Source organism: Pseudomonas poae (assembly GCA_028869255.1).
Lineage (GTDB): Bacteria > Pseudomonadota > Gammaproteobacteria > Pseudomonadales > Pseudomonadaceae > Aquipseudomonas > Aquipseudomonas poae_C.
In genome coordinates, this window is record CP110972.1 from 6,304,841 (window position 1) to 6,318,242 (window position 13,402).

At 61.9% G+C, this 13,402-nt stretch carries 10 protein-coding genes and 1 pseudogene; 3 read left to right on the forward strand and 8 right to left on the reverse strand.

Annotated elements, in window-relative coordinates; all coding sequences use genetic code 11:
* The first annotated feature begins 33 nt into the window (after positions 1–33).
* Together LRS56_28630 and LRS56_28635 are read left to right on the forward strand one after the other, a co-directional pair.
* Entirely contained in the window at positions 34–534 is a 501-nt protein-coding gene (locus LRS56_28630) for a M48 family metallopeptidase (protein ID WDU62634.1), read from the forward strand.
* An 18-nt stretch (positions 535–552) separates the two neighbouring features.
* The gene (locus tag LRS56_28635; protein ID WDU62635.1) at positions 553–849 is read left to right on the forward strand and encodes a winged helix-turn-helix domain-containing protein; all 297 of its coding nucleotides are present in this window, start codon (positions 553–555) and stop codon (positions 847–849) included.
* A 165-nt stretch (positions 850–1,014) separates the two neighbouring features.
* On the opposite strand, the gene LRS56_28640 is transcribed toward LRS56_28635, so the two are convergent.
* The gene (locus LRS56_28640; protein WDU62636.1) at positions 1,015–1,467 is read right to left on the reverse strand and encodes a GNAT family N-acetyltransferase; all 453 of its coding nucleotides are present in this window, start codon (positions 1,465–1,467) and stop codon (positions 1,015–1,017) included.
* 202 nt (positions 1,468–1,669) lie between these two features.
* On the opposite strand from LRS56_28640, the gene LRS56_28645 reads away from it, so the two are divergent.
* Positions 1,670–2,407, forward strand: coding sequence for a transporter substrate-binding domain-containing protein (locus LRS56_28645; protein WDU62637.1), 738 nt, complete (start codon positions 1,670–1,672; stop codon positions 2,405–2,407).
* Between the two features lie 95 nt (positions 2,408–2,502).
* Here LRS56_28645 and yccS read toward each other — a convergent pair whose 3' ends face one another.
* From yccS to LRS56_28680, 7 genes and pseudogenes are all read right to left on the reverse strand, one after another.
* Complete coding sequence (gene yccS / locus LRS56_28650; protein ID WDU62638.1) at positions 2,503–4,686, reverse strand: YccS family putative transporter; 2,184 nt, start codon at positions 4,684–4,686, stop codon at positions 2,503–2,505.
* A gap of 228 nt (positions 4,687–4,914) precedes the next feature.
* Positions 4,915–6,093, reverse strand: a complete 1,179-nt coding sequence (locus tag LRS56_28655) for an NAD(P)/FAD-dependent oxidoreductase (protein ID WDU62639.1) — start codon at positions 6,091–6,093, stop codon at positions 4,915–4,917.
* Between the two features lie 161 nt (positions 6,094–6,254).
* A complete protein-coding gene (gene dbpA / locus LRS56_28660; protein ID WDU65828.1) occupies positions 6,255–7,592 on the reverse strand; it encodes an ATP-dependent RNA helicase DbpA in 1,338 nt (445 codons plus the stop codon).
* 198 nt (positions 7,593–7,790) lie between these two features.
* Positions 7,791–9,218 (reverse strand): multidrug transporter subunit MdtD, encoded by a 1,428-nt coding sequence (gene mdtD / locus LRS56_28665; GenBank protein ID WDU62640.1) that lies wholly within the window; start codon positions 9,216–9,218, stop codon positions 7,791–7,793.
* A gap of 36 nt (positions 9,219–9,254) precedes the next feature.
* Positions 9,255–10,146, reverse strand: a pseudogene (locus tag LRS56_28670) (alpha/beta hydrolase).
* Between the two features lie 285 nt (positions 10,147–10,431).
* Positions 10,432–11,748 (reverse strand): TldD/PmbA family protein, encoded by a 1,317-nt coding sequence (locus LRS56_28675; GenBank protein WDU62641.1) that lies wholly within the window; start codon positions 11,746–11,748, stop codon positions 10,432–10,434.
* A complete protein-coding gene (locus tag LRS56_28680) occupies positions 11,748–13,190 on the reverse strand; it encodes a TldD/PmbA family protein (GenBank protein ID WDU62642.1) in 1,443 nt (480 codons plus the stop codon). The genes LRS56_28675 and LRS56_28680 overlap by 1 nt, the downstream gene beginning before the upstream one ends.
* Between the last annotated feature and the right edge of the window lie 212 nt (positions 13,191–13,402).

A 13,402-nucleotide genomic window follows, 5' to 3' on the forward strand; every position in this document is an offset into this window, starting at 1 on the left:
ACTGGCGCCCATTCGAACCCTGTTGCAGACCCCATGACCGCGCTGAAATACCTCCAGGCCTACCCCGCTGCCCTTCAGGAGCAAGTGCGCCAACTGATCGCCAAGGACCAGTTGGGCGCCTACCTGGACCAGCGTTATCCTGAACGCCACGCCGTGCAGAGCGACAAAGCGCTGTATGCCTACGCATTGGCCTTGAAACAGGAACACCTGCGCAACGCGCCGGCCATCGACAAGGTGCTGTTCGATAACCGCCTGGACCTGACCCACCGCGCCCTGGGCCTGCACACCACGATTTCCCGGGTGCAGGGCGGCAACCTCAAAGCCAAGAAAGAGATCCGTATCGCCGCGTTGTTCAAGGAGGCCGCGCCGGAATTTCTGCGCATGATCGTGGTGCATGAGCTGGCGCACTTCAAGGAATCGGACCACAACAAGGCGTTCTACAAACTCTGCGACTACATGATGCCCGGCTACCATCAGGTGGAATTCGACCTGCGGGTGTACCTCACGTATCGCGACCTGCAGGGCAAGCCCTGACCGCACAAGGCGACCACCATGGATGTGAGCAAGACCAAAAGCAGCTTTTACCGCCGCCTGTACGTGGCCTACCTGATCGACAGCGGCCACGCCAACAGTGTGCCGGCGCTGACCGATGCCACCGGCATGCCCCGGCGCACGGCACAGGACACGATTGCGGCGTTGGCCGACCTGGACATCGTGTGTGAGTTCGAGCAGCAAGACGGTGCCCGCAACCATGCGGGGCACTATCGGATTCGTGACTGGGGGGCGATTGACCGGCGCTGGATCGAGGCTAATCTGGCGGCGATCAAGCACGTCCTGGACTACCCCTGAAGGCTTCATGTGGCGAGCGAGCTTGCTCGCGTTGGGCTGCGCAGCAGCCCCAAACCAGGCGCCTGGTAATGCCTGGCACAGTGCGTTGGCCCCAATGGGGCCGCTTCGCGGCCCAACGCGAGCAAGCTCGCTCGCCACAGAGGGCCTCAGTTGTCGGGAGATTGATTAAATCCGGCGCATACCGATGTGTGGAATGTCATCCTCCAGGTATTCCTCACCCGCCACCACAAACCCGTACCGCCCGTAATACCCCTGCAGGTGCGCCTGGGCTGACAGAAAGATCGGCGTTTCGGGCCAGATTTTTTCAATCTGCTTAAGCGCCTCGTTCATCATCTGATGCCCCAGCCCGGTGCCGCGTGCCACCGGCGCGACGATCACCCGGCCGATCACCACATCGCCGCCCTGGGATTGCGGGTCCAGCAGGCGCAGGTACGCCACCAATTCATTGTCTTGCCAGGCCATCAAGTGGTGGGTGTCGCCGGACAGGTCCTGCCCGTCGAGGTCCTGATACAGGCATTTCTGTTCCACCACAAAGACCTCGTTGCGCAGGCGCAAAATGGCATAGAGCTGCTCCTTGCCCAGGTCATCGTGATGTTTGCAAACCCAATCGACTGCCATGCTGTGTTCTCGCGTAAATGTCTGTTGCCGATAGTAAGCGTGGCGGGCAACGCTGTCTAAAATCAGCTATTTTTGTGAGTGAAATCAATTTGCCATCATTGTGTGGGTTCGCCACCCGTTTCTTTGTGTAATCTGAGCTACTGTTAACACCTCAGGTGCCGCCTGAGTTAAGGCCACCGCCTGCCTGCCAAGGACTTTGAGCATGCCGCGATTCTCTCGTGCCGTTGCTTTGATTGGAGTGTTATTGCTGGCCCAGCCTGCTGTCGCACAGCGTTTGCGCCTGGTAGCGGATGCGTGGCCACCCTTTACCGATTCCACCCTGATCAATGGCGGCCTGGCCACCGACATTGTCAGCACGGCCCTGGCTCGTGCGGGCTACGCCAGTGATTTCGAGCAGGTGCCCTGGGCCCGGGCGCTGATGGGCGTTGGCGACGGGCGCTATGACGTGCTGATCAACGCCTGGTACGACGATGCACGTACGCAGCTGGGCCAGTTCTCCAGCGAATACCTGCTTAACCGCGTGCGGTTCATCAAGCGGCGTGACGACCCCATCGAATTCCAGAACCTTGCGCAATTGCACGATGCCCCCATCGCGGTGGTGCGCGGGTATGCGTATTCGGCGGCCTTCGATGCGGATGCGCAGTTGCAGAAAGTCCCTGTGCATAACTTCGCCATGGCCGTGCGCATGCTCGCGGCGCAGCGGGTGCGGCTGACGCTGGAGGATGAATATGTGGCGCGCTATTACCTGGCGCGTGAATCGGCGCGGGTGCGCAATGCGGTGGAGTTTTTACCCACACCGCTGAGCGAAAACAGCCTGCATATTCTGGTCAGCCTGAAGAACCCACAGCACGAACAGATCGTCGCCAGCTTCGATCGTGAGATTGCCAGGATGAAGGAGGACGGCAGTTATCAGCGGTTGATGAAGCAGCATGGGATGTAGGGTTGTTAGGGGCCCCATCGCAGGCAAGCCAGCTCCCACACTTGAAGGTATTCGCAATTCAAAAATGTGGGAGCTGGCTTGCCTGCGATGGCGATTCAAGCCGCGCTGGTGTCCTTGATCAGATGCGCCGCCAACGTCCTGAGCGGCCCCAACTGCCGGCAAATCAATGCCAACTGTGTCTGCACCAACCGTTGGCCTTCATCAATCTCATCCGGCATCTGTTCCAGGTCCGCCGCCAGGGCTTCCTCGGCATCGCTCTGGATCGCAATCGGCTGTTTGTTCGCCAGCCCCGTGGCGATTTCATCAATGCTCGCCGCCAGGCTATTCCCGGCGCCGTCGATCAGGTGCTCGCGCACCTCGGCCGGCAGTTGGGTTTCGCGGTGCGCGCCCAGGCCGGACAAGTAGCTGAGCAAGGTGTGGGACAACACCAGGAAGCGGAACCCCACGTCCGCTTCCTTACGGAAGTGCCCCGGCTCCATCAGCATATTCGCCAGCGTGGTGGACAGCGCCGCATCGGCGTTGTGCGCGTTGCGCCGGGCCAGGCGATAGGCCAGGTCATCGCTCTTGCCGGCGGCGTATTGCTGCATGATTTGTCGCAGGTAGATGCTGTTGCAGGTCAGGGTGTTGGCCAGCACTTTGTTCAGGCGTCGGCCTTGCCAGTCCGGCAGGAAGAGGAACACCGCCAGGCCCGCGATCAGGCTGCCGAGCAAGGTATCGAACAGGCGCGGCAGGAACAGCCCGTAGCCATCGCCCACCTGGTTGAAGCAGAACAGCACCATCAGGGTGATCGCGGCCGTGGCCAGGGTGTAGCGGGTGGTGCGGTTGATAAAGAACACCAGGCCGGCGGCGATGGCGAACATCGATTGCACCAGCGGGCTTGGGAACAGGTCGAACAGCGCCCAGGCCACGGTCAGGCCGATGGCGGTGCCGATAATCCGCTGGCCGAGCTTGCGCCGGGTCGCGCCGTAGTTCGGTTGGCACACAAACAGCGTGGTGAGGATGATCCAGTAACCCTGCGACGCGTGGATCGCGTGCAGGGTGCCGTAACCCACGGTCAGCGCCAGGGCCAGGCGCAAGGCGTGACGGAACAGCAATGAGGTCGGCGTCAACTGCGTACGCAGGCGGGTCCACATTTCCTTGAGGTTGCGCGGGGCGCGGTCCAGCAGGTTGCTGTCGGTGGCATCGGCCAGGGCGTCGGGGTTGCTGGCGTCGCCGAGCAGGCGGTCAAGGGTCGACAGGTTGGCCGCCAGGGCGCGCAACGAGCGCAGCAGGCCGCGCCAGGCCGGGTTGCTCTGGATGCGCAGGTGTTCCAGCGAGGCGTTCAGGTCGCCCAGGGCTTCGGCGAAGCTGTCGTCATAAATGAACGGCTGGCGCAGCTGGATCGACTCGCCCAGGGTCTGGCACGCCTTGCCTTGCTGGCGCAGCAGCCGCTGGCAGCGGAACAGCACATCGCTGTGGAAGAAGGCGTCGGCCAGTGCGTTGTAGGGGTAATGGGAGGAACTGGCGCGCTCATGGATGTCCTGGGCCAGGAAGTACAGCTTCAGGTAGCGGCTGACCTTCGAGCCTGGGCGACCATTGCCTACGCGGTGCAGGATGATTTCCTTCGCGGCATTCAGCGCCGCCACCACGCGGCCGTTCTGCTGGGCCAGTTCCAGGCGGCGTGCTTCCACATCCAGCTGGCGGATCGGCTCGAACAGCGACGACTTGAGCTTGAGGTAACGCCCCAACTCGCGGAACAACCGCGCCAGGCTCTGCTGCACCGGCTGATTGGAAAACAACGCCTGCCACAGCACCGAGAGCACCCCATACCAGGCGGCGCCGGCCACCAGCAGCAGGGGTTCGTGCCAGAAGTCCGAGACCGCGCCGCCGCGCTGGTCCACGCCGATCATGGTGTACACCGAGAGGATCAGTGTCGCCGAGGCAATCGCGCCATAGCGCTCGCCCAGCGCCCCGAGCATGGTCAGGCAGAAACTGGCCAGGGCCAGGGCGATCGCAAAGATCCAGGGGTAAGGGAACAGCAGCTCCACCGACAGCGCGGCGATGCTGAAACACACCAGTGTCACCGCCAGGGCATTCAGGCGGCCTTGCCAGCTGTCATCGGTCTCGGCCAGGGCGCTGGCGATAATCCCCAGGAACAACGGGATCAGCAGCGTCATTTCATCCTGATACCAGCACAGCGCCATGCTGCCGGTGAGGGCGATGAATACCCGTACGCTGTAACTGAATTTATCCAGCGCCCACAGGCGCCGCATGGACTGCTTGAACGAGGTCGATGACATGAAGTCTGGAGTCTTCCGGGACGATGCCGTTAAATTGAGCTATCAAGGACGTCACGGCAAGCGTGGCGATCACATCCAGCAGCGAAATTTATTCCCGCCACTGTCTACAGACCACCACAAAACTAGTGTGGGAGCTGGCTTGCCTGCGATAGCGATGTTGGATTCACTACCGCTATCGCAGGCAAGCCAGCTCCCACAGGGAATTACACTTCAAGTTTGAGGTTTGTATCAGGCGTATTGCGCGGCCGCGTAGCCGGAAGCCCACGCCCACTGGAAATTGAACCCGCCGAGGTGACCGGTCACATCCAGCACTTCGCCGATAAAGTACAAACCAGGGCTTTTCAGCGATTCCATGGTCTTGGACGACACTTCCCGCGTGTCCACCCCGCCCAATGTCACCTCCGCCGTGCGGTAACCCTCGGTGCCCGCCGGCACCAGTTGCCAGCTCGCCAGTTTTTGCGCGATATCGGCCACTTCGGCGTGGGTGTACTGCTTCATCGGCTTGGACGCGAACCAGGTCTCCGCCAGCAGATTGGCCATCTTCTTGGTGAAGATCTCGCCCAGCAGGGTTTTCAACTCGCTGTTAGGGCGTTCGACCTGTTGCTGTTGCAGCCAGGTGTGCGCGTCGTGGTCGGGCAGCAGGTTGATTTCAAGCGTGTCGCCGGGTTCCCAGTATGAGGAAATCTGCAAAATCGCCGGGCCGCTGAGGCCACGGTGGGTAAACAGGATGTTTTCGCGAAAGCTCTGGTTGTTGCAGCTGACCAGGCAATCGACCGAGGTGCCGGACAGCTCGCCACACACTTCCTTGAGCTGGTCGGTGATGGTGAACGGCACCAGCCCGGCGCGGGTCGGCAGCAGTTCATGGCCGAACTGCTTGGCCACCTGGTAACCAAAACCGGTAGCGCCGAGCGTAGGAATTGACAGGCCACCGGTGGCAATCACCAGCGATTCGCAGCGCAGTTCACCCAGGGTAGTCTGCAACTGATAGCCGCCGTCGACTTTGGCGATTTCCTCGATCGAGGTGTCCAGGTGCAGGCTTACGCCGGTCTGGATGCACTCGTCCAGCAGCATGCCGAGGATGTCGCTGGATTTGTTATCGCAGAACAGCTGGCCGAGTTTCTTCTCGTGGTACGGCACGCCGTGCTTGGCCACCAGCCCGATAAAATCCCATTGGGTATAGCGCGCCAGGGCCGACTTGCAGAAGTGCGCATTGTGCGAGAGGAAGTTGGCCGGCTCGGTGTACATATTGGTGAAATTGCAGCGGCCACCGCCCGACATCAGGATCTTTTTGCCGGCCTTGTTCGCATGGTCGATCAACATCACCTTGCGCCCCCGCCCAGCGGCGGTCAGCGCGCACATCAAGCCTGCGGCGCCGGCGCCAATGATCACAACTTCGGTCGAGCGCAAAACGGTGTCCTCATACAAATTCTGAATTGGAATACAGTTAAATGTGGGAGCGGGCTTGCTCGCGAATGCGGTGTATCAGTCGACAGATTCGGTGACTGACACTCCGTATTCGCGAGCAAGCCCGCTCCCACATTTTTTGATCTCTGTATAGCTTGAGATCTTTACAGGATCCGCACGCGCAACGAACGGCCTTTGATCTTGCCGTCGTTCAAACGCTGCAACGCCTGCTTGGCGATGCCGCGTTCCACGGCCACGAAGGCCTGGAAGTCGAAGATCGCGATCTTGCCGACCTGGGCACCCGGGATGCCGGCTTCACCGGTCAACGCGCCGAGGATGTCGCCCGGGCGAACCTTGTCTTTACGGCCGGCGGCGATGCACAGGGTGCTCATCTGCGGCAACAACGGGCCACCGCTTTGCGGCTTGAGGTTGTCCAGTTGGTCCCAGTTCAGCGGCGACTTCTGCAGTTGCTCGATGGCCTGGGCGCGATGCGCTTCGGACGGTGCCACCAGGCTGATCGCGATACCGGTCTCACCGGCACGGCCGGTACGGCCTACACGGTGGATGTGGATTTCCGAATCGCGGGCCAGTTCGACGTTGATCACCATGTCCAGCGAGTCAATGTCCAGGCCACGGGCGGCGACGTCGGTGGCCACCAGTACGGAGGTGCTACGGTTGGCGAACATCGCCAGCACCTGGTCACGGTCGCGTTGTTCCAGGTCGCCATGCAGGCCAACCGCGGAAATGCCCTTGGCAGTCAGGTGATCCACGGTTTCCTGCACTTGCTGCTTGGTAAAGCAGAAGGCCACGCAGGAAGCCGGACGGAAGTGCGCCAGGACCTTGGTCACCGCGTCCATGCGCTCTTCCGGGGAAATCTCGTAGAAACGCTGCTCGATCTGGTCGTCGGAGTGGAAGGCTTCGGCCTTCACTTGCTGCGGCGCACGCATGAACTTGGACGCCAGCTGCTTGATGCTCACCGGGTAGGTGGCCGAGAACAGCAGGGTCTGGCGACGGGCCGGGGTCTTGCTGATGATGTCTTCGATGGCGTCGTAGAAACCCATGTCGAGCATGCGGTCGGCTTCATCGAGGATCAGCGTGTTCAAGCCGTCCAGCACCAGCGAACCTTTGCGCAGGTGCTGCTGGATGCGGCCCGGGGTGCCGACGATGACGTGGGCGCCATGCTCCAGCGAGGCGATCTGCGGGCCCAGGGACACGCCGCCGCACAGGGTCAGCACCTTGATGTTGTCTTCGGCGCGGGCCAGGCGGCGGATTTCCTTGGCCACCTGGTCGGCCAGCTCGCGGGTCGGGCACATGACCAGGGCCTGGCAGCCGAAATAGCGCGGGTTGATCGGGTTCAGCAGGCCGATGCCGAAGGCGGCGGTCTTGCCGCTGCCGGTCTTGGCCTGGGCAATCAGGTCCAGCCCCTTGAGGATCACCGGCAAGCTTTGCGCCTGGATCTGCGTCATCTCGACATAACCCAGCGAGTCGAGGTTAGCCAGCATGGCGGCGGAGAGCGGCAAAGTATTAAAAGCGGTGGCGATGGTAGTCACGGGACTGGCTCTGCAAAACAAAATGTCGCGCAGTGTAGCAGGCCCCCTAGGGTTTCTTTGTATGTTCTCGACGAGGAGTAGAGGGGCCGCCTCAAGTTATCAGCTTCAAGCCGCAAGCCTGAGGCTAATAACTTGGGGCTTGCAGCTGCTTCAATGCTCAATGTCGTGCTCACGACTGACCACGCGTTTGCCGTCTTTTGGCGACAATTGCAGGAAGATCGCCGCCGCCAGCATCGCCATGATGCCCACGGTGAGGAAGGTCAGCTGGAAGGCGCCGAGCACGCTGTCCACCCCGTCATTGCCCGCCTCAGCGGTGAACCCGCCCAGCAGTGCACCGGCGCAGGCCACCCCCAGGCTCAGGGACAATTGCGCCACCACCGAGAGCAGACTGTTGCCGCTGCTGGCCTGGGCGTCGTCGAGGTCAATCAGGGTGACGGTGTTCATCGCGGTAAATTGCAGCGAGTTGATCGCCCCCAGGATCGCCAGCATGCACAGCAGCAGCGGGTAGGGCGTGTGCTCGCTGACCAAGCCCATACTGGCCAGCATGATGCCCAGCGCCAGGGTGTTGCCGGTCAGCACAATGCGGTAGCCCAGGCGTTCGATCAGTGGCCGTGCAATGGACTTGGCAAACATCGCCGCCGCCGCCAGGGGCAGCATGCTCATGCCGGCTTCCGAGGGTGAATAACCCAGCGCCACCTGCAGCAGCAGCGGCACCAGAAACGGCAGCGCGCCACTGCCCAGGCGCGCAAACAGGTTGCCGAGGATGCCCACCGCAAAGGTGCGGGTCTTGAACAGCACCGGCGAAAACAGCGGGTTATCGATATGCCCGGCACGCAGCCAGTACGCCGCCAGGCACGCCAGCCCACCGAACAGCAGCAACATCACCCGCAGGTGCGGCAGGTGCAGTTCGCCCAGGCCCTCCATGGCGATGGTGATCAGCACCATCGCCGCGCCGAACAGCACAAACCCCACACTGTCAAACCGCGTCCGCTCGCTGCCGCGCAGGTCGGGAATCAGTTTCCACACGGCGTAGCAGCCGATCATGCCCACGGGCAGGTTGATCAGGAAGATCCAGTGCCAGGTCAGGTATTGCACCATCCAGCCGCCCATGGTCGGGCCGAGCAACGGGCCGAGCAGCCCGGGGATGGTGATAAAACCCATGATCCGCACCAGTTCGGAGCGGGGGTAGGCGCGCAGTACCACGAGCCGGCCGACCGGCAGCATCAGCGCACCGCCCAGGCCCTGGATCACCCGTGCGCCGACCAGCATCGTGAGGCTGCTGGACAAGGCACACAGCAAGGAGCCGATGCTGAACAGCATGATCGCGCCGAAGAAGATTTTTTTGGTGCCGAAGCGGTCAGCGACCCAGCCCGACGCCGGGATCAGCAAGGCCACGGTGAGCATGTAGGCGATCACCACCCCTTGCATGCGCAGTGGGTTTTCCGCCAGGTCTCGGGCCATGGCCGGCAGTGCCGTGTTGAGAATCGTCCCATCCAGCGACTGCATAAAGAAGGCAATCGCGACCACCCAGGGCAGCCAGCGGGCGGTCTTGGCATCGAGGGGGGCACGATTGGGCATGGGTTACCTTTTTGTTAGCAGGCTATGTGTCGGCGATTATGCGCCATTCGTCGCTCCTTTTCCCACAGGCTGTTCGTCTAATTCCGACACCGTTGCGTGCTCGCCCACCAGGAAATCCAACAACGCACGGTGCACCGCCAGGGCCGCCTCGCGGGACTCCAGGTCCAGCAGATGACCGGTGTGTTCGGCCACGGCAAAGCTGCTGCGGCCTACGTATTGTTTGAACAGCTGGGCATCGGCGGCGGGGGTGTATTCGTCCAGCGTACCGTTGAGGAAGTGCACCGGGGTTTCAATCCGGGTGAGCGCCGGCAGGTAGTTGCCATCGCCCAGGGCCAGTACCTCGGTGGATATGAAAGCGCGCCTGGCGGTACTCGGTGGTGGCCATGTTCGACAGGTGGCGATGGTTATTGCGCTTGAGGCGCGGCGACAAGTATTTGCCGACGGTCTCGTTGAGCAGATGGCCGACGGCGGATTTGTCATCGGCCTCGATCAGCACGCGCACGCGCTCCACATAATCGAGCATGGCCTGGTTGAGGTTGGGTGCCAGGGCCATCACCACCGAGCTTTCGATGGACGGCGGGTTGTGCGCCAGGGTCAGCAACGTGGAGATGCCGCCCCAGGAGGCCGATACCAGATGGTTGACCTGAAAGCGCTCCACCAGCGCCCGCAGGATCTGCACTTCGTCGTCCTTGGTCACCAGGTCGAGGTCGGTATTGTGTTCGCGTGAATAGCCGGAGAACGGCAAATCGAACAGCAGCACATTGAAGTGCTCGGCCAGGCATTTGCTGGTGCGGGCAAAGGAGCGTGTGGTGGACAGCGCGCCATTGACCATCAGCACGGTTTTTTTTTGCGGGTCTGTACCCAGTTGCTCAACATGAACGTTGTAGTGCTTGAACAGCTTCTCTATGACAAAACTTCCATGGTTCATGTCAACGCTCCAGCTTGCCCTTCCCGGGCAAGGTCGTGCTCTGGTTGGTAGGGTGGCGGGATGCCACTAACCCTTATAGCGAGGTTTTTTGCGGGCGACAACAGGCCGTGGGGAGAGCCGTTTGATATGAGATTTAGCGGTAGGAAGGGGCGAGGCGAGGCGTCTGAAAACAACACAAGACAATGTGGGAGCTGGCTTGCCTGCGATGCAGACACCTCGGTGTATCAGTTACACCGCAGTGATGCCATCGCAGGCAAGCCAGCTCCCACACGGGAGTAGCGGTGCTTATAAGGTGAGGGTAAGGCGTTTTACCAGGGCGCCCGGCAGCAGATTGGACGCGGTGTTGCGCTGGCCGTACGTGCTGGCCGACAGCAGCAGTTCCCGATCAGCGGTCAGTGCTTCCAGCTGCGAACCCAGCAGTTGGTAGACGCTGTCATCGAAGCGCATGGTGCTGACCGGTGCCTTGATCACGCCGTCTTCCACCCAGAACGTGGCGAAGCGCGTCATGCCGGTCAGCCGCGCTGCGGGCAGGTCGGAGTAGTTCAGGTACCACAGGTTACTGATGTAGAGCCCGGTGCCCAGTTGCTTGAGGATATCGGCCTGGGCCAGCTCGCCCGCCGCCATCTGCAAGGCGCTGGGGGACTCGTCGCTGCTGGCGCCGTTGGCGCTTAGGCCATATTCGGCGGCGCTGCGCGAATTCACCAGTTGGCCGCAGGCAGTGCCGGCATTGATCAGCGTCACATCGTTGCGCGGGTAGCCTTCGCTGGAGAACGCCTGGCTCAGGGAACCGCTGATCTGTTCTTTCACCGTCACCAGCGGGCTGAGGTGCTGCTCACCGGCGTACAGCCGCTGCAAGGCGCTGCCTTTGCTGGCGATGGCCTGGGCGGAAAACCCACCCCAGGTGATGATGCTGATGATCTCTTCCAGCGCGGCCGGTGCCAGGTAGGCGCGGTATTCCCCGGGCGCCAGTGTGTGCAATGGGCGGCCGAGGAATTCCAACTGTTCGCGGGCCAGCTGGAAGCGGCGGGCGAACTCGACGCTGTTCCATTCATCACCGGCGTAGCTGGCTTTCACCGCCTCGCCATTGGCGTGGAACAGGCTGAAATCGAAGTTGAAGCTGTTGGCCTGATGCCAGCCGAACGCCCCGTTCGAGCTGGCAAAGCCACGGCTGATAGGGCCTGCGGCATAGAAACCGACCAGGTCGACACCCTCTGCCGCCTGGCTGATTTCCTCGAGTACCTGGGCCAGTTCGGGCAGCGGTCGAGCCTGTTCGTTGTGGCTTTGCCAGGCGTTGTGGTTAAGCAACAGGTACGGGTCATGGGGCAGCAGCGGCAAGGTTTCGCGCAGTTGCTGCAAGCCGTCGGCGAGGCGCTGGCGGTCCAGCTCGGGCTCACCGGCGAGGGTGATGCCGAGGTCGGCATGGCGCCCGTCGTTGATCAGCTTCAGGGTGAGGCTGGCCTGCTGCACCTGGCCGGCCTGGCGCACCTTGGCGTGGTTCAAGCGTACGAATTCGGAGGACTCGTCCGCGTAGCCGAGGTGAAATTGTTCCTTGTCGGTGATGGCCTGCTTGAGCCACTCCACCAATGCCTTGAAATTCTGCATCAGGCATCTCCCCCAAATACGTCAACGTTGCTGAATACGCAGGCCGGCGATGCATGGCCTACGCGGATCACCTGGTTGGGTTCGCCTTTGCCGCAGTTCGGCGTGCCCAGTACCTTGAAGGTGCTGGCGTCGCCCACCGCGCTGAGGTTGCGCCAGAACTGCGCGGAAATCGCCCGGTAGTTGGGGTTTTTCACCACGCCCTTCAGCTCACCGTTTTCAATCAGTTGGCCCCATTCGCAGCCGAACTGGAATTTATTACGCGCATCGTCAATGGACCACGAACGGTTGGTCGACATCAGGATGCCGTTTTCGATACCGCCAATCAGTTGCGCCAGGCTCTGGTCGCCGGCCTCGATATTCAGGTTGGCCATGCGGTCGATCGGTGGGCGGTTCCAACTGCTGGCGCGGCTGTTGGCCACCCCGCTCATGCCCGAGCGAAATTGCGACAACGCACCGCCCAAAGGCTTGAGCAGCAGCCCCTCGCGGATCAGGAACTGCTTGCTGGCGTGGGTGCCATCGTCGTCATGGCTGTAGCTGGCGAGTTGTTCGGGGATGTCCGGGTCGAACGTCACATTGAGCAGTTTGGAGCCATATTGCAGGTGGCCGAAGTCCTCGGCCTTGACGAAGCTGGTGCCGGCGTAATTGCGCTCATCGCCCAGGATGCGATCCAGCTCCAGCGGGTGGCCGATGGATTCGTGGATCTGCAGGATCATCTGATCGGGCATCAGCAGCAGGTCACGTGTGCCCTGGGGGGTGTTCGGTGCGAGCAGCAGTTGCAGGGCTTCGTCAGCGATGCGCGGCGCGGCGCCGACCAGGCCGAAGCGGTTGATCACGTCAAACCCGCCTTGCTGGCCGAAGTTGCTGCCGCCCAGGGTACGCGATTGGCTGTCGTTGCCGTCGTAGGCCGTGACATTCACGCCGGGGAACACAAAGCGCTGGGCCTGGCGCAATTCGGCGCCGGCACTGTTGAGGTAGATCTGTTCCACGTGTGTCAGGCCGAGGCTGACTTCCCAGTTCACCAGGCGCTCGTCCTGGGGCACGGCGGCTGATTCGTCGCCGAGCAATTGGTAGCAGTCGCTCAAGGACGGAAAGGTTTGCTCAAGGTTGGGGGACAGGTAGTCGGCGACGTCGCTGGACACCTGTTGATCGCGCAGGTCGAGCAAGGCATGGGGCTTGATCAGGCGCGCTTGCTGTTCGGCACGCTCGAGTGCGGCTTGCAGGCCGCGCAGGGAAATATCGTGGGTCGCGGCGTAGGCTTCCACGCCGTTGACACGCACGGTGAGCATCGCGCCTTCGTCGTGGTTCAGGTGTGGCGGTTCGGCGACGTTTTTGCGCACCGACAGGTACTGGCCGGATTCGCGCAGGTAACGCAGGGAGAAGAAATCGGCGGTGGTGCGCAGGGCACTGAACTGTTTCTTGAGTGTGGCGTGGTAGTCGAACATGGGGCCTTCCTTGTGGGCGGCTCAGCGCGGGCAGGCAAACAGAGTAGGCCCGGGCTTGGAGCTGATCAAGGAGAGGCAACCATTTGTATTGAAGGGGCTTGCTGTCTGTGGCGAACGCGCTTTTGTGGCGAGCGGGCTTGCCCGCGTCGGAGAGCGAAGCGCTCCCAAGATTTTTGGGGCCGCTACGCAGTCCAACGCGGGCAAGCCCGCTC

Excerpts from the sequence above, each read along its gene's own strand:
- LRS56_28630 (WDU62634.1), top strand. The coding sequence starts at position 34 with ATGACCGCGCTGAAATACCTCCAGGCCTACCCCGCTGCCCTTCAGGAG.
- LRS56_28635 (WDU62635.1), top strand. The coding sequence starts at position 553 with ATGGATGTGAGCAAGACCAAAAGCAGCTTTTACCGCCGCCTGTACGTG.
- LRS56_28640 (WDU62636.1), bottom strand. The coding sequence starts at position 1,467 with ATGGCAGTCGATTGGGTTTGCAAACATCACGATGACCTGGGCAAGGAG.
- LRS56_28645 (WDU62637.1), top strand. The coding sequence starts at position 1,670 with ATGCCGCGATTCTCTCGTGCCGTTGCTTTGATTGGAGTGTTATTGCTG.
- yccS (WDU62638.1), bottom strand. The coding sequence starts at position 4,686 with ATGTCATCGACCTCGTTCAAGCAGTCCATGCGGCGCCTGTGGGCGCTG.
- dbpA (WDU65828.1), bottom strand. The coding sequence starts at position 7,592 with ATGCTGGCTAACCTCGACTCGCTGGGTTATGTCGAGATGACGCAGATC.
- mdtD (WDU62640.1), bottom strand. The coding sequence starts at position 9,218 with ATGCCCAATCGTGCCCCCCTCGATGCCAAGACCGCCCGCTGGCTGCCC.
- LRS56_28675 (WDU62641.1), bottom strand. The coding sequence starts at position 11,748 with ATGCAGAATTTCAAGGCATTGGTGGAGTGGCTCAAGCAGGCCATCACC.
- LRS56_28680 (WDU62642.1), bottom strand. The coding sequence starts at position 13,190 with ATGTTCGACTACCACGCCACACTCAAGAAACAGTTCAGTGCCCTGCGC.